General features: G+C 40.4%; 17 protein-coding genes. 6 read left to right on the plus strand and 11 right to left on the minus strand.

All coding sequences use genetic code 11. The annotated features are described in order from the left end of the window. Positions 1–40: 40 nt before the first annotated feature. Complete coding sequence (locus DS2_RS00445) at positions 41–808, minus strand: hypothetical protein (protein ID WP_035012604.1); 768 nt, start codon at positions 806–808, stop codon at positions 41–43. Positions 809–914: 106 nt separating this feature from the next. After that, complete coding sequence (locus tag DS2_RS00450) at positions 915–1,604, minus strand: sensor histidine kinase (protein ID WP_035012605.1); 690 nt, start codon at positions 1,602–1,604, stop codon at positions 915–917. Between the two features lie 229 nt (positions 1,605–1,833). Here DS2_RS00450 and cysB point away from each other — a divergent pair, with 229 nt between their 5' ends. Further along, positions 1,834–2,808 carry an HTH-type transcriptional regulator CysB gene (gene cysB, locus DS2_RS00455; protein WP_035012606.1) on the plus strand — a complete coding sequence of 325 codons (975 nt, stop codon included), beginning with the start codon at positions 1,834–1,836 and terminating at the stop codon, positions 2,806–2,808. On the opposite strand, the gene DS2_RS00460 is transcribed toward cysB, so the two are convergent. Both DS2_RS00460 and pabB read right to left on the minus strand, forming a co-directional pair. Further along, positions 2,801–3,376, minus strand: a complete 576-nt coding sequence (locus tag DS2_RS00460) for an NUDIX hydrolase (RefSeq protein WP_035012608.1) — start codon at positions 3,374–3,376, stop codon at positions 2,801–2,803. The genes cysB and DS2_RS00460 overlap by 8 nt on opposite strands. Positions 3,377–3,390: 14 nt before the next feature. Then, a complete protein-coding gene (gene pabB / locus DS2_RS00465; protein ID WP_051479481.1) occupies positions 3,391–4,794 on the minus strand; it encodes an aminodeoxychorismate synthase component I in 1,404 nt (467 codons plus the stop codon). A gap of 97 nt (positions 4,795–4,891) precedes the next feature. Here pabB and DS2_RS00470 point away from each other — a divergent pair, with 97 nt between their 5' ends. Next, positions 4,892–6,418 carry a fumarate hydratase gene (locus DS2_RS00470; protein ID WP_035012610.1) on the plus strand — a complete coding sequence of 509 codons (1,527 nt, stop codon included), beginning with the start codon at positions 4,892–4,894 and terminating at the stop codon, positions 6,416–6,418. A 29-nt stretch (positions 6,419–6,447) separates the two neighbouring features. Here DS2_RS00470 and DS2_RS00475 read toward each other — a convergent pair whose 3' ends face one another. Further along, positions 6,448–7,557, minus strand: coding sequence for an ABC transporter substrate-binding protein (locus DS2_RS00475; protein ID WP_160168523.1), 1,110 nt, complete (start codon positions 7,555–7,557; stop codon positions 6,448–6,450). Positions 7,558–7,671: 114 nt separating this feature from the next. Here DS2_RS00475 and rmuC point away from each other — a divergent pair, with 114 nt between their 5' ends. Next, positions 7,672–8,934 (plus strand): DNA recombination protein RmuC, encoded by a 1,263-nt coding sequence (gene rmuC, locus DS2_RS00480; protein ID WP_051479482.1) that lies wholly within the window; start codon positions 7,672–7,674, stop codon positions 8,932–8,934. A gap of 54 nt (positions 8,935–8,988) precedes the next feature. Here rmuC and DS2_RS00485 read toward each other — a convergent pair whose 3' ends face one another. The 4 genes from DS2_RS00485 to purM all read right to left on the minus strand — a co-directional run bounded on the left by DS2_RS00485 (position 8,989) and on the right by purM (position 12,045). Next, on the minus strand, positions 8,989–9,405 hold the full coding sequence (locus tag DS2_RS00485) for a SulA-like leucine-rich domain-containing protein (RefSeq protein ID WP_035012612.1): 417 nt from the start codon (positions 9,403–9,405) through the stop codon (positions 8,989–8,991). A gap of 228 nt (positions 9,406–9,633) precedes the next feature. Then, positions 9,634–10,368 (minus strand): DUF3108 domain-containing protein, encoded by a 735-nt coding sequence (locus DS2_RS00490; RefSeq protein ID WP_035012614.1) that lies wholly within the window; start codon positions 10,366–10,368, stop codon positions 9,634–9,636. Further along, positions 10,352–11,002 (minus strand): phosphoribosylglycinamide formyltransferase, encoded by a 651-nt coding sequence (purN, locus tag DS2_RS00495; RefSeq protein WP_035012615.1) that lies wholly within the window; start codon positions 11,000–11,002, stop codon positions 10,352–10,354. The genes DS2_RS00490 and purN overlap by 17 nt, the downstream gene beginning before the upstream one ends. A gap of 2 nt (positions 11,003–11,004) precedes the next feature. Next, the gene (purM, locus tag DS2_RS00500; RefSeq protein ID WP_035012616.1) at positions 11,005–12,045 is read right to left on the minus strand and encodes a phosphoribosylformylglycinamidine cyclo-ligase; all 1,041 of its coding nucleotides are present in this window, start codon (positions 12,043–12,045) and stop codon (positions 11,005–11,007) included. A gap of 183 nt (positions 12,046–12,228) precedes the next feature. Here purM and DS2_RS00505 point away from each other — a divergent pair, with 183 nt between their 5' ends. Together DS2_RS00505 and DS2_RS00510 are read left to right on the plus strand one after the other, a co-directional pair. Next, entirely contained in the window at positions 12,229–13,128 is a 900-nt protein-coding gene (locus tag DS2_RS00505; RefSeq protein WP_035012617.1) for a D-hexose-6-phosphate mutarotase, read from the plus strand. Further along, positions 13,121–13,777: an HAD family hydrolase gene (locus tag DS2_RS00510; RefSeq protein ID WP_035012618.1), complete on the plus strand. Its 657-nt coding sequence runs from the start codon at positions 13,121–13,123 to the stop codon at positions 13,775–13,777. The genes DS2_RS00505 and DS2_RS00510 overlap by 8 nt, the downstream gene beginning before the upstream one ends. A 14-nt stretch (positions 13,778–13,791) precedes the next feature. Here DS2_RS00510 and DS2_RS00515 read toward each other — a convergent pair whose 3' ends face one another. Both DS2_RS00515 and DS2_RS00520 read right to left on the minus strand, forming a co-directional pair. After that, a complete protein-coding gene (locus DS2_RS00515; protein WP_035012619.1) occupies positions 13,792–14,808 on the minus strand; it encodes a LacI family DNA-binding transcriptional regulator in 1,017 nt (338 codons plus the stop codon). A gap of 389 nt (positions 14,809–15,197) precedes the next feature. Beyond that, positions 15,198–15,656, minus strand: coding sequence for a hypothetical protein (locus DS2_RS00520; protein WP_035012621.1), 459 nt, complete (start codon positions 15,654–15,656; stop codon positions 15,198–15,200). 514 nt (positions 15,657–16,170) lie between these two features. Between DS2_RS00520 and DS2_RS00525 the strand changes: the two genes are divergently transcribed. Then, on the plus strand, positions 16,171–17,310 hold the full coding sequence (locus DS2_RS00525; RefSeq protein ID WP_035012622.1) for an OmpA family protein: 1,140 nt from the start codon (positions 16,171–16,173) through the stop codon (positions 17,308–17,310). Positions 17,311–17,344: the final 34 nt, after the last annotated feature.

The following is a 17,344-nucleotide window of genomic DNA, read 5'->3' on the forward strand; positions in this document are numbered from 1 at the left end:
GCCATTTTAGAATACAAGCTTGGCAAGATTAACCCGATCATTACCATTTCTTTTTCGGTTGAAAAAGCATGTCCAAGTCGTCTTTTTCTTCTGCTTGTTTTTTTATTCTGTCGCGAGCGTTAGAGTTTTTGAGCTCTTCGTTGATTTCGGCTAAGGTTTTTTCTAGTTCAGCTTTACGTTGGTTAATATAATCGTCTCTGACTGGCTGCGATGTAATGGTTGACAAGGCTTTTTCAAAATATTGGCGAGCTGAACCAAGCATTTGTCCTTGACGGGCAGATTGGCCACGATTCATTAAACTTTCAACATTTATTCTTAACTGCAGCCTGTCAAGGCGCTTGTCTTCATTCATAAATAAATGAGTATCAACTTTGCCTTTACTATGTTCTGCTCGCAGGGCTGAACGCAATTTTTTGATACTTTGCAAAAGGGCAATGGTTGCTCTTTCGTCATCTGGTAATGCAAAGCTGTCTTCCGACTGAACCTTTTCGTTCGGATCCATACTTTGCACACGGCCTTGAGCATCCCTAACACGTTGTTTTAGCTCGTTGGATTCAGGCATGAGCTCATACATGTTTTTTACTGCATCTAAAACACGCTGGTGCAATACCAAAACAAGTTGATTACTAACAGGTATATTGCCTATGTTCATTAACAGAGATTCAGTATCTTCAATGACAGCTTTATATTTTGCTATTTCGTTACGTTTTTCAGCTTCCACCTTTTCTTTGTGCTGCTGAACTGCATTTATAACTATGGCTAACACTACAAGAGCGACGACAAGCGCTATTACAATAGAAAAAATCATCTCAAATCCTGATTGAATAGGGTTATTATTGTTAAATTTTTAACCTTCTGATAGTACAAGAATAATCGTTATTAGTCGACTTGCAAATAGTAGAAGACAAAATTGTTTATGGAAGTATCAGTTTGAACACGCTCCCATTGTATTTGCCGCCATTTTTTAGCTCAATTCGACCTGTATTTTTATTGTTGGTATGTGCGCTGGCAATCATTCTTGCAAAAAATAAGCCCAGACCAGTGCGACCAGTAGATAAATTTAGCTCTTGCATTGGCATATCGATAAGTTGCAACATTTCAGGTGGGTAACCATTGCCGTTATCTTCAATACAAATCTCTAGTTGATCATTGTAAATAGCCGCAGAAATTTTGATTAAGTTTTTGCTATAACGCATTGCGTTGATAAAAATATCGTTGAGTAAATTACCAATTAAATCGAGATCGAAAAACCAACACAAGTCGTCATCAACCTCTAGTTCTATGGTTAAGCCTTTCTTTTCAATGTATAGCTCATTTTTGGCTAACATTTCTTCGACCAAATCAGCCACAAAATTTTCTTCTATGGTCAGCGGGAGCTGGTGTTTTTCAGCTCGGTACAAAGATAAAAGTTGTAAAAGGTTAGTGTTTAGTCGAGAGGCTTCGTAGTGCAGGCTCGCTAATTCAGTTGCTTGCTCGGGATCATGCTGAGCGCAGTTTTGACCCAAATGCTCTATTGATTGAATCAGCATACATAAAGAGTTTTTCATATCGTGTACCGCGGATGCCAACACGGTCGAGAAGTCTATTTGTGGATCTCTGTCCATTTTATGCCTCTTAATTTTGTGGCTTGTGCTGTGTCAATGATTAAAATAGTCGATTGCTCAAAAACTAGCAAAGGCTGTCAATCATTTTTGGCTTTATATGGAATTTACGCTAAAAGTGGTAATTAATCATCGAATTTTATTTTTACCCAGTATAAACTTAAGAAAAAGTAATAAAACCCTAACAAACTATTCTAAATCAGAATAAAGCGTCTCAATTAGCGGTGGAACCATGAAACTTCAACAATTGCGTTATATTGTCGAGGTTGTGAATCACAACTTAAATGTATCTGCGACAGCGGAGAGTTTATATACCTCACAGCCCGGAATTAGTAAGCAGGTAAGGATGTTGGAAGACGAGCTCGGTGTGCAAATCTTCGGCCGTAGCGGCAAGCATTTAACCCATGTTACTTCTGCAGGTCGTGAGATAGTACAAATTTCACGCGAGATATTGTCTAAAGTTGAGAGCATTAAATCGGTTTCTCGCGAACATACTTTGCCCGATCAAGGCAAACTTAATATCGCGACAACACATACCCAAGCCAGATATGCATTGCCACCTGTAATTAAAGGTTTTATGCAAAAATACCCAAAAGTTTCGTTGCACATGTTGCAGGGTACACCCTCGCAGATCAGTGATGCCGCGGCTAAAGGTGAAGCAGATTTTGCCATTGCGACTGAAGCATTGCATTTGTATAACGACTTAATAATGTTGCCTTGTTACCACTGGAATAGAAGTGTCGTAGTGACGCGTGACCATCCCTTAGCGAGAAAAAAACACATTACTCTTGAAGACGTCGCACAGCATTCCATTGTGACTTATGTATTTGGCTTTACAGGTCGGTCTGAATTAGATAGTGCGTTTAGCAAAGCGGGTTTAGAGCCAAAGATTGTTTTTACCGCGACAGATGCAGACGTTATCAAAACGTATGTACGTATGGGCGTTGGCGTTGGTGTGATTGCGACCATGGCAGTAGACACCAAAAACGATTTAGACTTAGTCTCAATTGACGCTTCTCATTTGTTTAAACCAAGTACAACCAAAATTGGTTTTAGGAAAGGCACCTTTTTACGACACTACATGTATGACTTTATCGAGAGATTTGCACCTCATTTAACGCGTGATATTGTCGACAAAGCGATAGCGCTCAAAAATGCGGAAGATATTGACGCTATGTTTAAAGACTTTAAGTTGCCGGTTAAATAAGCCAGCGTTTAAATTGATCTAAAATCGCAGCTGTAGCACCCCATATTAATCGTTGTTGATGGCTAAACGACAGCACTTTATGTTTGCGGCCTGCCATTAGATATACTTGTTGGTTAATTTCCTTCGATAAAAACTCGTCAACGCTTATGGTTAAGACATGCGCAACCTCTGCTGCGTTGGCTTTAACCGCAACGTATTGTGGAATGTAGCCGATAAAAGGACTAATTCGATAACCTGACGGTGTTTCAATACATTCCATAGTTGTTACCGGTTTTATCTGTTGGCGCGGGATTGCTAGCTCTTCTTCTGTTTCGCGTACAGCGGTAGCGAATAAAGACTCTCCTTCATCCTGACGGCCTCCAGGTAGGCAAACTTGATTGGCATGGTGTTTCAATTGGCTGCTGCGTTGGGTTAACAAAAAATACGGTTTTTGTGCTTTAACCAACAATAAAAGAACTGCAGCATCTTTGGCTTTAGCTTGGCGTAGATATCCTCTGGTTCTTAGGCTAGGTCTAGGCCTGAGCAGCAGCCGAGATAAAATTTGGTTGAAATAAGCGTCGTCTTGCATTGATTGTAACCAACTTACGCCTGCTGCAATTGTTCGCTAAGAACTGGTAGAATTTTTGAAACTTTGTCAAAAGTTTCTTTGTATTCATGCGCACATTTTGAGTCGTAAACAAGACCCCCGCCAGCCCAGCAGTGGATTTGCTGCGAGTCTGCAACTAAAGTTCTAATGGCGATATTAGTATCCATATTGCCACGCCAGTCAATAAAACCGATTGCGCCACAATAAATTGTGCGCCTGTGTGGTTCTAACTCTTCAATAATTTCCATTGCTCTTACTTTAGGGGCACCTGTAATACTGCCGCCAGGAAAACAAGCTTTTAGCAAATCAAAGGCATTTTTACCTTGGTTTAACTCACCTGTAACTGTACTCACCAAATGATGAACAGCAGGAAAGCTCTCGACATCAAATAATTTAGGAACTTTAACTGTACCAGCTGCGCAAACTTTACTGATGTCATTGCGTAACAAGTCTACAATCATCAGGTTTTCAGCTCGGTCTTTGGCTGAACCCTTAAGCTTATCTATTTGTTGTTGATCTTGCTGAACAGATTGACCACGTGCTAATGTGCCTTTAATTGGTTTGGTTTCTACTCGCTGGCCTTGTACCTGCAAAAATCGCTCGGGCGATATCGATAAAACACTGTGGTGTCCTTGTTGAATAAACGCGGAAAATGGTGCTTTATTTTTTGCTCTTAAATTTAAGTATGCTTGCCAAGTACAACCCGAATATTCAGCGCTAAATCTTTGCGCTAGGTTTATTTGATAACAATCACCTGATCGTAAGTAATGTTTTACTTGATTAAATTTGTCTTGGTAGGCGGTTTTACTCATATTTGACTGCCATTCAGTCAACAAGCAAAAACGATTGTCCTTGGTTGTGGCTTGTTGGTAGCGGTTTAGCCAATTCTCAATGCGCTTTAATTCAGGTTGATAGTCGAGTGCGTACCACTGTTTGTTTTGGTTGTCTTTGATGAGCGCAAAATCAAATATGCCAATGTACATATCTGGCAATTGTATGTCTGCCAACGCTATTTCTGGTAGCTTTTCGATACTGCGACCTAAGTCGTAAGAGAACCAACCTACGGTACCACCAGCAAATGGCAAATGGCTAAGATCATTGGACGCTAGTTTATCGATTGGCATTAATTCTTTGTGCAAGCGTCTAGCCGCTCTAAAAGGGTCTTCTGAACTCTCAGAAAGATAGCCACCATTTAGTAATTTTATTTGGGTTTTACCCATTTGGTAGCGTAAAGTTGCCAATGGTTGACAGAGTAATATATCGTAGCGACTGTTTTGATGCTGAGCGTTTGCAGAGTCCAAAAACATCGCACCATTTTCATGGGCTACGACCGAAAAAATACTAGCTGCGTCGATATTTGGCGACAGCTCAAGTTGTGTACAATATGGGCTGGTGTTCATTTAAACAATTGCATGTGCCAATGGCGAGAAATGGACAACAAGGTTATCATATTGCACGCTTATTGGAAAATAGATATCAAGCCACCGAGGAAATACCATGACAGTCATAAAGCAACAAGACTTTATTGAAAGCATTGCTGATGCTTTACAGTTTATCTCCTATTATCATCCGTTAGATTATATTCAAGCCGTTGAAGCTGCTTACAAGAAAGAAATTAACCCCGCAGCTAAAGATGCTATGGCGCAAATTCTAATCAACTCGCGCATGTCAGCTGAAGGCCACAGACCTATTTGCCAAGACACAGGTATAGTGACCTGTTTTGTTAAAATTGGTATGCAAGTGCAGTGGGACAAACATGATTTGACTGTGCAACAGATGGTTGATGAAGGTACACGACGAGCTTATTTGAACCCAGATAATCCATTGCGTGCATCAATTGTTGCAGATCCTGCTGGAGCAAGAAAAAACACCAAAGATAATGCACCTGCTGTTGTTCATATTGATATGGTTGCGGGTGACAAAATTGAAGTGATGATCGCTGCGAAAGGCGGTGGCTCTGAAAATAAATCGAAGATGGTGATGTTAAACCCAAGCGATTCAATTGTGGACTGGGTATTAAAAACATTACCAACTATGGGCGCGGGTTGGTGTCCACCAGGTATGTTAGGCATAGGTATTGGTGGTACTGCAGAAAAAGCGGCGGTTCTTGCCAAAGAAAGTTTAATGGAATCGGTTGATATTCAAGAGCTATTAGAGCGTGGCGCACAAAATGCGGAAGAAGAGTTACGTTTAGAGCTGTATAAAAAAGTCAACGACCTAGGCATAGGAGCACAAGGTTTAGGTGGTTTAACAACTGTTGTTGATATTAAAGTTAAAACCGCACCTACTCATGCTGCGTCGAAACCTGTGGTGATGATCCCTAACTGCGCAGCAACACGTCATGCACATTTTTATTTAGATGGTTCAGGCCCAGCTGATCTAACCCCGCCTAAATTGGAAGATTGGCCTGAGGTTACTTGGGAAATTGGTGATAATGTTCGCCGAGTAAATGTAGACCAAATCACTAAAGAAGAAACGCAAAGCTGGAAAGCGGGTGATACTGTATTGTTATCGGGTAAAATTTTAACCGGTCGTGATGCAGCACATAAGCGTATTCAAGAGTATTTGGCACGTGGTGAAGCTTTGCCGAACGGTGTTGATTTTAACGGTCGTTTTATTTACTACGTTGGTCCAGTTGATGCGGTCGGTAATGAAGTTGTCGGCCCTGCAGGCCCAACAACTGCAACTCGTATGGATAAATTTACTGATATGATGTTAGCAGAAGCCGGTTTGATGGGCATGATTGGTAAAGCTGAGCGAGGTCCTGCTGCCGTTGAATCGATCAAAAAGCATAAAGCCGTTTATTTAATGGCGGTGGGTGGTGCTGCATATTTAGTTGCTAAAGCTATTAAAAAGTCAAAAGTCGTGGCTTTTGATGATTTAGGTATGGAAGCCATCTACGAATTTGAAGTAGAAGATATGCCAGTCACGGTAGCAGTTGATTCTGATGGCAACAATGTTCACGAAACAGGCCCTGCAATTTGGAGCGCTAAAATTGCTGAGTTAGATGAAAAACTAAATTAATTGGCCGATTGAGCGGTAGGGCATAAGCACTACCGCTGCTTTAGTAAGGATTGCACGTTAAAGTTATAATGCACCAAGCTAGGATTAAAACACTTACTTAACTTTTTAAAATCGTTTTTATTCCATCCATTGCCCGTTACAAGCTCGCTCACTTGCGTTAAATTATCCTGTGTCAACGGGTGTAACCGAGTCGTAATTGTCGAGCCAGTTTCATCGACGAAGTCTAAGCCATTTAAATAATCTAGCGCTAATACTAACGCCCATGCACCTTCTAAAAAGTGCCCACCGTAACTAACGGATATCTGTTTTGTCTTTATTGCTTCAATCGCTTGAGGTGTCCAATCAAACGAGCCGATGGTGATGTTATTTTGCTGCTCGGTTGGTAACTCTTGAATCGCTTCGGCACTGCCTACTCCAATCGACGCAGCAGCTGTCCAAATAATATTGGTTTCTTTAACGCGTGAGAGTATTTTCTGGGTAACAGAGTAGCCATTAACAGCGCTCCAATCTACATGAATTGTTGGTAATAATGATATTGCATGTTGCTGACTATAATTAGTTAAACCTTTGATGCGATTCTCACTGACCATAGATTGTGCTTGGCCAGCAATCACAGCAATGGTGTTATTGCTTGTATCATCACGGATAAGGTACTGGGCAAGTTGATAACCTGCATTGGTGTCGTCGGGACTGATATGGGCTAACCAGTAGGTAAATTTTTCTCTAGGTTGACCAGTTTGTAATATGGTTGCAGTTGGCAGGCTGGTATTCACACTGATAAATGGAATTTGTTTTTGTTCAAAAAAACGCAATATACTCACCTCGCCATGCAAATAAAAATAACCTATAACAAGGTCTGGTTTGGGAGATTGTGCCAACTTTTGCTGGATGGCGTTGACAAAAACATATCTGTTTCGGGTGTTTTTTGGTAATGAAATAACCTGGTAGTTTAGTTGTAAATCTTGTGCTGCAGCCGTTGATGCAAGGGTAAATTGTTTCCAAAAGCCGACGTCTGTGCTATCGGGCACAAAGTGGATGATGTTAAAGTCAGTTTGGCATTGTGACGCGATGTTTGCCCATACACTGTGCACGCACAACAGGCTAGATGCTAAAGTTAGATGTTTAATATAAGTTTTCACAGGCACGTGCATTTATTGGCTAGACTCATCTTAGTATAGCGAATAATTGCCGTTGGCAACCAATTCATCAATGTGTTAAATTCACTGTAAATATTTACAGTTTATTGTTGGCTTATGTTTGATCCTGCTTGGTTGTTTCCTGCTATTTTTGTTTTAAGTGCTATTTCTACTTTATTATTGATTATTTTGTGTATTGCGCGTTTTGTCAGTAAAGATAAAAATAAATTATTGCAGGCGCAAATGCATGAATTTAATGACTTGCGGATGTCATTAATGAATCAAGTGCACGAATCATTCGCTAACCTTGAATCTAGGCAATCACAGCAATACCAGCAATTACTTAATCTGATTCATACCGCCGATAAGGCTGACTCACAACATAGAATTGAGTTGTTGGATAAACTGGCTCGACAGCATCATGAGCATAGACAAGAATTGACCAAGGCAATCAATAGCCATAGCGAAACTGTTGCAAAGCGGCTTAACGAATTATCCAATATAACCGAAAGTCGCTTAGACAAAATGTCTCAAAAAATGAATGATAAACTTGCTGAGGGCTTTGAAAATACAGTTAAAACCTTCTCTGATATTTTACAACGATTGGCACTTATTGATGAGGCGCAGAAAAAAATTACTGAACTTTCAGGCAATGTTGTTAGTTTGCAAAGTGTTTTAACCGACAAGCGCAGTCGTGGTGCGTTTGGTGAGGTGCAGTTATATTCATTAATTGAAAATGTGCTAGCGCCTAACCAGTTTATAAAACAGTCTAAACTGTCAAACGGAAAAATTGCCGATTGCCAATTGTTATTGCCAAAACCAACAGGCAATATCGTCATTGATGCAAAATTCCCACTGGAGTCGTTTAAAAATTTGTTGCAGCCTGAAATTTCAGAGATTGAAAAACGAGCTTTTGAGCGCCAGTTTAAACAAGATATTAAAAAGCACATTCAAGACATTGCCAGCAAATATATTCTGCCACCTGAAACCGCAGAAAGTGCGATTTTATTTTTACCTGCAGAGGCTATTTTTGCTGAAATTCATGCGTACCATTCGGATATTGTTGATTTTGCGTGGCAGCAAAAAGTTTGGTTAACGTCACCAAGCACATTGATGGCTGTGTTGACAACTGCAAAAGCTGTATTAAAAGATGAAGCGACGCGTAGCCAAATTCATACGATTCAAAAGCACTTAATTCATTTAGCTGAAGATTTTAATCGTTTTCAAGGGCGTTTTGATATGCTTGCTCGGCATATCGATCAAGCAGCAGATGATGTTAGAAAAATTCATATATCAGCAGACAAAATTTCAACTCGGTTTAAATCGATTGAGCAAGTGAATATTGATGAGGGGGAAGATAAGTCCGCAAAACTTTCATAAAAAAAGGCCAGTAACCTGGCCGGGTGAGAGGTGCAAATGCACGAAACTGGATGTTTAAGCTGCTCGTTTAGTTGATTTCGATTTCGCCTGACTGTCAGCTTTAACTAATAGGGTATTACAGTTATTTTGTGCGCCGAGTGCTGTTAAAGCTTGATATTGCAAACTACTGCATTCTTCTACCCAGCCTACAACAGTGCTGCATTTACCCGCTTTAACTGCCTTTATAATGGTTTCAATTGCTTTACTTTTGTTTTGATGGATAACCAACATTTTATTTAGTTGCACGCCCATTTCTTCTAGTGCCTGCCTTGAAGGCATATTTTGAGGTGCAACAACGCACAACCAACGTTTAGTTTCTTGAATTCTAGCGACTTTTTGCCAAAAACGTTTTGTAACAGTTTCAGCTTGGTTATCGCTGGTCGCGCACAATTGAATCGGTTGGTTGGGTTTAATCGCAATAAATGTTTTCATAGCAGCACCTGATTGTTTATCCAGTAAAGTGTATGGATATACAGTATACTGATGTTTTATACAGGTCAACTGCTGGTTAAGTAAACAGGTATAATTAATTTTTATATACTTATTGTGATTGTTTCTATGTGCGGATTTTGTTGGCTTAACGGGAAGGCTGGTTAGTTAGCAGATACAAAAAAGGCGAGTTAAACTCGCCTAATTAATTGAGTCAGTACTACTGGATATTTACAGTGGGTTAAATACGTATTGCTCTAACTGAGCGTCTGCAACTTCACTGCCACCACGCTCTTGGCGGATGCGTACTAATAGGTAACCGAGTTTTGGAGCTAACCAAAATTCAGTCACTCTGTCGCTGCTATCATCTCTGATTCGCTGCAGTTTAACAGTTTCAATTTTACCTGCTGGAACTTCAAGCAGTTCTTCAGCTACGACTTTAAAGTGGTACAATTTATCTCTTTTTTTATGGTTAACTAGATAATATTGCATCTCTTGCTTGCCAGCAGCTAAATCTAATTTTAGTTGTAGTTGATAACTGACTTCGTCATACCATTGAATATCTTTAGCAACGTCAATCGGTCTGTCTGCTTCAACATCTAACACTTGGCCATTAGTAAATTCCAGTGTTGTGCTTTTGTCACTGCCAGTTCCTTCACGTTTAAATAAGTAGCGTAAAGGTTTAACTTTTTGGTTTTGTTCAATAATTAGCTCTGACGTTTCACGTCTATGGTCGCTTAAAATTAACAAAGATAAATCTGAAAAATATGAGAAGGTAAAGCGGTTTTCACCAATTTGTGACAGCTGGCGCTTAGCGCTACCCAAATTTAAGCGTCCTTTTGACACCTTATATTTAGCCGTAAAAGGTGTTAAGACTTGGGTTTCAACAGCTTTAGCAGGTGCATTAAAAGCTAATGAACTTGCCATGATACACAAAAATGATAAACCACTAATTCTCTTCAACATATCTTATCCCGGTTGCCGGTAAAACTTTGTTATCTAGCCAAGCTTGGCCATTTTTCATGGTTAACTTGCCTTTACAAAACCAATCTACCACTAAGGGGTAAATAATGTGTTCTTTCACATGTATACGTTGCGCCAAGCTGTCAGCTGTATCAGTTTGAGCCACATCTATACTAGCTTGACACACAACAGGACCACCATCGAGCTCTTCGGTAACAAAGTGAACACTTACGCCGTGTTCTTTGTCGCCAGCATCTAATGCTCGTTGGTGGGTATTCAATCCTTGGTACTTAGGCAGCAAAGATGGGTGAATGTTCAACATTTTACCAACAAATTTTTGCACGAAGCCTGCAGTTAAAATACGCATAAAGCCAGCGAGCACAACCAGATCAGGTTGATAGCTGTCAATGAGCTTAGCTAATTCTGTATCATAGTCTTCACGACTAGCAAAAGATTTGTGGTTTAACGTGTGGGTGGGAATAGAAGCGTTTTCTGCTCTAACAAGTCCATAGGCATCGGCTTTGTTAGAGACAACAGCGCTAATGCGGCCATCAATTTGGCCGCTTTGGCAAGCGTCAATAATTGCTTGCAGATTAGAACCGCTTCCAGATATCAATACAACAATATTTTTTGACACTGTTATTCCATCTCTACCTGTTCTTCACCATCAGCCGCTTCACTAACATGGCCGATAATCCAAGCTTTTTCGCCCGATTGACGTAAGCTTACCAATGCCGCTTCAGCGTCATCTTCATGAACAGAAATGATCAAACCAACGCCACAGTTAAAGGTGCGTAACATTTCGTGAGTTTCAACATTACCAGCTTGCTGTAGCCATTTAAATACTTCAGGCCACTGCCAGCTGCTGCTGTCGATAACCGCTTTGCTGTTTTCTGGTAATACTCGTGGAATATTTTCCCAGAAACCACCGCCTGTGATATGTGAAATGGCGCTAACTTTAACGGTTTCTAATAATTTTAATACCGACTGAACATAAATTCTGGTCGGCTCCATTAAGTGGTCTTTTAACGGTTTACCCGCAAGTGGGGCTTCTAAATCAGCTTGTGAAACTTCCAAAATTTTACGGATTAATGAATAACCGTTTGAATGTGGGCCTGAGGAGGCTAGGGCGATTAATTTATTGCCCGGTTGCACGCGTGTACCGTCAATAACTTCACTTTCTTCTACAACACCAACACAGAAGCCAGCAATGTCGTAATCTTCTGATTCATACATGCCAGGCATTTCTGCTGTTTCACCACCAATTAGTGAGCAGTTAGACAGTTTACAGCCTTCGCCTATACCAGAAACGACAGATGCGGCCACATCTATGTCTAATTTACCTGTAGCGTAGTAGTCTAAGAAAAATAGTGGCTCAGCACCTTGTACAATCAAGTCATTGACGCACATAGCAACTAAGTCAATCCCTACGGTGTCGTGATAATTTAAGTCGATTGCTAGTCTTAATTTGGTACCAACACCATCTGTACCTGAAACTAAAAGTGGCTTTTTATATTTTTCAGGCATTCTGCATAGTGCACCAAATCCACCAATATTACCCATAACTTCTGGGCGACGAGTTGCCTTGGTTACACCTTTAATTCGGTTGACTAATTCATTACCAGCATCGATATCAACGCCAGCATCTTTATAACTTAAAGAGGTTTTTTGATCGGCCACAGTGGCTCCTAGAGACTAAACAATAGAACTTAATGGCAATATTGTACCAAGTATGGATGACTAATATAAAGCTTTGCTCAAATTTATTTTTGCTATTTTTCATCTAATTGATTGCGCGACTTGGTTGGGCTGAGTGTAAACGTTATACTTACGCGCGATTTTATTACAGGCAGGCAAACATACATGACAATTGAAAGCAAAATTCAGAATATTAACGCGGTTCATTTATCCGATACCAAAAGTTACTATGGTGATAAACACGACGCACTCCCATTGTTGGTAATAGATTCAGCTTTGTGTAAAGCGACAATTTGTTTGCAAGGCGCACACTTGATTGAATTTTCTGCCAAAGGCAGAGCGCCATTGTTATGGGTTAGCCCCAAAGTCGCTTACAAGCAAGGTAAGGCAATTAGAGGGGGTGTGCCGATTTGTTTCCCTTGGTTTGGTGAAAACCAACTGGATAAATCACAACCTAGCCATGGCTTTGTTCGCAATAGAAGTTGGCATTTGGAGCGGGCGCAGCAATTTACTGATGGGCGCATAGCCTTAACTTTTTCTACTCAATCGGATGCTGACACGCTGGGCCTTTTCCCGTTTGCATTTGCTACTGAATTTCAAGTGATTTTGGGGCAAAAGATAGAGTTGAAGCTTGCAACACAAAATCATTCCGACCAAGTAATGCCAATCAGCTTTGCGTTACACAGTTATCACCCTGTATCTGCATTGGCAGAAGCAAAAGTACAAGGGTTAGATTTGACCACTTATCTAGATAACACCTGCCAATACCAGGCTCATATCCAACAAGGTGACGTGGTATTTAATGGCGAAGTGGATCGTATCTATCTTAATGTTGCCAGTGAGCAAATTATACAAACACAAACGCCAATAGCGCTTAAGAGTGATAGTTGTAGAAGTGCAATTGTTTGGAACCCTGCTGCAGAAAAAGCGGCGTCTATGGGGGATTTAGGTGAAGAAAATTATCCAAGTTTTGTTTGTGTTGAAAGAGGAAATGCGTTTTCTGATAGCTGGTATTTAGCGCCAGGCGAAATTAAACAAGCAGAGTTAGTGATCGATTATGCTTGATAAAATTGAAGCTTTGTTGCTCGACCACGACGGCACTTTAGTTAATTCTGAACCCGCTCAGTTTGAGATTTGGCAGGAAATTTTAGCTGAATATCAAGTTGAATATACCTTCGAGGATTTTATTCCTCGAATTGGTATCCCAGGCAATTTGACTGCTGAGCATTTGGTTGAGCGTTATCAATTACCTGTTGCCGCCGCAGAACTAGCTCAAATAAAAGAGCAGCAGACTGATAGCTATCTGCAGCAAAAGGCGTTTCCATTGATGCCAGGTATAAGCGATATTATTGATTGGGCAAAAGTCCAACAGATTAAACTCGCTGTGGTCTCTGGTGCAGAGCGCCCCAGTGTTATGCGCAGTCTGCAGCATCATAGTTTGTTGAGCAAAGTAGATTGCATTGTCGCGGGAGGAGATACAAGTAAAAATAAACCCGATCCAATGCCATACCTAGCTGCGCTTGAGCATTTACAGGTGTCGGCGCGTTGTGCGGTTGCATTAGAAGATTCAGCTGGTGGTATTGAATCCGCCACGGGGGCAAACGTTACCTGTGTGGCGATCCAACATAGTTTTACGCCAATCGCTAAACTGACAAAAGCGAATAAAATATTTGCCTCACATTCAGATATTTTGGCTTGGTTGAAATCAGTTTAGACTAAATCGAATTATTAATTTGTTTTGTTTGGCCCCGTACTTTGCCGCACTATTAGCTCGACCGGCAGCACGGTTTCGTTGTCTGCTGGTGCCTTGTTTAACAATTGATGCAGTTGCAGCATCGCGATACGTCCGAGCTCGGCAACAGGTTGGCGAACTGTTGTTAAAGCTGGTGTCATATAGGTTGCATATCGAATATCATTAAAGCCAACCAATGAAACATCTGCTGGAATATTATAGCCATTTTCTTTTAAAACTTTACTGGCACCGATTGCCATGTCGTCGCAGAAACAGAAAATAGCGGTTGGGCGGTCTTTTAACAGCAATAACTTTTCGGTTTCATTCATGCCAGATTCTAAGTGATAGTCACCTTCGCATACAAGCTGTTCATCGTAAGCAATACCTGCGCTAAATAAAGTATCTTTATAACCTCGTAGCCGTTCTTGTGTACTGTTTGTTTGTAGCGGACCAGTAATGATTGCAATACGTTTATGGCCTAAGTCAATCAGATGCTGTGTGGCTTGGCATGCACCAGAATAATTGTCGACTAATACCTTGGGCAGTTCTTGATGTTCAGTTGCTTCACTGGCATTAATTAACGGCGGCAGTTGTTCTAGCACATTTTTATTCGGGTCAAGATTAAATGGCAATTCATGAGAAAACAAAATAATACCGTCAGCTTGACCATACTCGGCCATTTCTGCATATTGCTTGGCTCGCTCTTTGTCGTTTTGTGTATCTCCGAGTAATACCGAGTATCCGAGTTTTTGCGCTTGTTGTTCGATGGCGCATATTATGCCTGAATTAAAGGGGTCGGTTACATCTGGGATAATTGCCACCACATTACCACTTCTGTGGGTTCTTAAGCTTGCGCCTAACTTGTTTGGTTTGTAACCAGATTCATCAATTGCTTTTTGTACTTTATTGCGGGTTTGTTCTGAAACGATTTCTGGATTACGTAATGTTCTAGAAACTGTTGCGATTGACACACCTGCAAGTGCGGCAATTTGTTTGATACCCATTCTGGCCATGAAAATTTTTCCTAAATGTCGTCAATTACAGTTATTTTACAGAAAACGTTTTCTAAATTGAATAGCTAACGCGAACTCTGAGTTAGAAGTTAGCTAAGATAAATTATTGTAAAAAGGATTACATACGTATTCAGCTTGAGCATTTTTTAAAGATGCCTAAACTAATCGACATTACACGAGTTCAGGTGGTCTAACACTATGAGTTTGCTGTAATAGCTTGAGTTTGTTTTTATGCTTTATGGGAAGCCGACAGGTTAAAGTGTTCAAGCAAACAGAGTATAAGCTCCCATGTTATAGCCTTATGTTGCTAACGCCCTATTGCCAGTTTTGACGGTTCTGTAATAGGGCGCTTTTTCTCCTTTGTATACTTGGTTATTTTACACAAGCGCTTAACTGCACTGTTGTTGCGAGTTGGGTGATATCGCGGTAATTTTGCCATCAACAGATAAATACACAGTTACCATTTGTGTTTTTTTCAGTGCGTTTAAAAAGTCTGATTGCTGTTGCTGATTGAGTTTGCTTGCATAAAACTTTTGCATAGGCGGAGCAGGTTGGCAAAAATGTAAAACCAGTTGTTCGCCTGAATAACGTATTTGTCCTGCAACAGCATAAACGACAGAATCTGGTTTATTTAAATACTGTGCTTGGTAGTTTAATAAATGTTGGTTAAAACTTGCGGTTAGTGTGCGTTGTTGTTGGTTAATAGATTGAATAAATTCCGATAACTTGATCACTTCTTTAGCTACAACCGTCTGATCGAGTTGTGCTGTTTCTATAGGAGTGAGCTGAACTAGGTTATTAAACTGGTTGTCTTGAGAATGGTTAAATTGATTGCTCCACTGAGTCATTTCGACTGTTAATAGGAGTCGTGTTCTACTTTGGCAGTTGGAACGCGAACGAGTAGTTCCATTAATACAAAAAGTGCAACGCTAATGAACGCCCCTAACGAAAAAATGCTAAAAAATTTGCTTAAACGGTGAGAGTAGGTGTGATTGGGTTGAATCGATGAAAATGTCATTGTATTCATAAGCTGTCCTCTTTAATTCACTCAGTATCAGTAAAGAAAACGCACTAAAGAGCAAAAAGGGGTTAAAAAACTAAAAAAAATCTTTAAACATCACTATTTACTATTCAATCACTTATTAATACAAGCTATGATATATCCAACTTTGTATGAGATTTGGTTCACATCTTAGTTAAATTTGACACATCGCACTTCGAAAGTCAGGTTAGGATATCATGGCAACGAAGCGCAAAATAATTTGACTGTATACATATTTATGTCGTTTTAGGATGGTGTAATTGGGTCACTATCTTTCATAAACAACACCCGTTTTAATAAAATGGTTAAGGATATTCACTATGAAAAAATCATTTAAACTAGCAACTTTAACAGCAGCAATGCTTTGTTCTGCACATGCAATGGCAAATGAACCAGTTTATGTAACTGGCGGTGCCAACATGTTTTTCTTTGATACAGATGTGCACAACGTTGACAATGGTGCTATTGGTCCATGGTTAGGTTTGGGTTACCAAATCGACAAAGAGTGGGCTGTTGAAGTTAATTACAACATGGCAAGCACTGAAACTGACACAGCGTCTGCCGTGGATACAGATGTAAGCTTATTATCTGTAAATGGTGTATATCGTTATGCACCAGTTGGCGAAAATAGCTTGTTGGCTAAAGCTGGTTTAGGCCAATACAAATTAGACGCTGGCAGCTTAGGCGACGAAAGCAAAGTTGCGATTCGCGCAGGTGCTGGGTATGAGTATTTCATTCAGCCTCAATTATCAGCTACTTTCTTTTGGGATTTGTTAGTTTCATTTGACTCAACTTTGATTGAATCTATGCCAAGCATCGGTCTTAAATATCAATTCGGTCAGGCGAGCAGCAAGTCGACAAAATCAGCAGCTAAAACGACTGCTCCTAAAGCACCAGTAAAACCAGTTGTTGTTGATACCGATGCTGATGGTGTAGCTGATTCAGCTGATTTATGCGCAAATACACCAACTGGCGTACGCGTAAACAGCCAAGGTTGTCCATTTGACCGTGATGCTGATGGTGTATACGATTATTTAGACGAATGTCCAATGACGCCTGAAGGTGCAAAAGTGACTGACAATGGTTGTCGTGAGCAATTAGTTGAAACTGTTTCTATTCAGTTATATGTTTCATTCCCGAACAACAGTAGTGTTGTGCCTGCTGAATATCATGATGAAATCAAAAAAGTAGCTGACTTTATGCGTCAGTACCCAGATTCAACTGTAACTTTAGTTGGTCACACTGATTCTTCTGGTTCTGCTGCTTACAACCAAATGTTGTCTGAAAAGCGTGCTGCACGTGTTGCCGCTTATTTAGTGAATAACTTTGGTTTAGAGTCTGAGCGTGTGTTATCTCGTGGTGAAGGTGAAACTAACCCAATCGCGGATAACTCTACTGCACAAGGCCGTGAGAAAAACCGTCGTGTAACAGCAGAAATTTCAGCTACTGCAACAAAATAATTTGCTTAATTAGTTCAAATTATTAAAAGCCGGC

The sequence above is a fragment of the Catenovulum agarivorans DS-2 genome (assembly GCF_000568405.1).
Classification (GTDB): domain Bacteria; phylum Pseudomonadota; class Gammaproteobacteria; order Enterobacterales; family Alteromonadaceae; genus Catenovulum; species Catenovulum agarivorans_A.

What these genes read in the sequence shown, in the direction of transcription:
- DS2_RS00510 (WP_035012618.1), top strand. Translation starts at nt 13,121, where the DNA reads ATGCTTGATAAAATTGAAGCTTTGTTGCTCGACCACGACGGCACTTTA.
- DS2_RS00525 (WP_035012622.1), top strand. Translation starts at nt 16,171, where the DNA reads ATGAAAAAATCATTTAAACTAGCAACTTTAACAGCAGCAATGCTTTGT.
- DS2_RS00520 (WP_035012621.1), bottom strand. Translation starts at nt 15,656, where the DNA reads ATGACTCAGTGGAGCAATCAATTTAACCATTCTCAAGACAACCAGTTT.
- DS2_RS00505 (WP_035012617.1), top strand. Translation starts at nt 12,229, where the DNA reads ATGACAATTGAAAGCAAAATTCAGAATATTAACGCGGTTCATTTATCC.
- rmuC (WP_051479482.1), top strand. Translation starts at nt 7,672, where the DNA reads ATGTTTGATCCTGCTTGGTTGTTTCCTGCTATTTTTGTTTTAAGTGCT.
- cysB (WP_035012606.1), top strand. Translation starts at nt 1,834, where the DNA reads ATGAAACTTCAACAATTGCGTTATATTGTCGAGGTTGTGAATCACAAC.
- DS2_RS00445 (WP_035012604.1), bottom strand. Translation starts at nt 808, where the DNA reads ATGATTTTTTCTATTGTAATAGCGCTTGTCGTCGCTCTTGTAGTGTTA.
- DS2_RS00485 (WP_035012612.1), bottom strand. Translation starts at nt 9,405, where the DNA reads ATGAAAACATTTATTGCGATTAAACCCAACCAACCGATTCAATTGTGC.
- DS2_RS00470 (WP_035012610.1), top strand. Translation starts at nt 4,892, where the DNA reads ATGACAGTCATAAAGCAACAAGACTTTATTGAAAGCATTGCTGATGCT.
- DS2_RS00450 (WP_035012605.1), bottom strand. Translation starts at nt 1,604, where the DNA reads ATGGACAGAGATCCACAAATAGACTTCTCGACCGTGTTGGCATCCGCG.
- DS2_RS00490 (WP_035012614.1), bottom strand. Translation starts at nt 10,368, where the DNA reads ATGTTGAAGAGAATTAGTGGTTTATCATTTTTGTGTATCATGGCAAGT.
- DS2_RS00515 (WP_035012619.1), bottom strand. Translation starts at nt 14,808, where the DNA reads ATGGCCAGAATGGGTATCAAACAAATTGCCGCACTTGCAGGTGTGTCA.
- DS2_RS00460 (WP_035012608.1), bottom strand. Translation starts at nt 3,376, where the DNA reads ATGCAAGACGACGCTTATTTCAACCAAATTTTATCTCGGCTGCTGCTC.
- pabB (WP_051479481.1), bottom strand. Translation starts at nt 4,794, where the DNA reads ATGAACACCAGCCCATATTGTACACAACTTGAGCTGTCGCCAAATATC.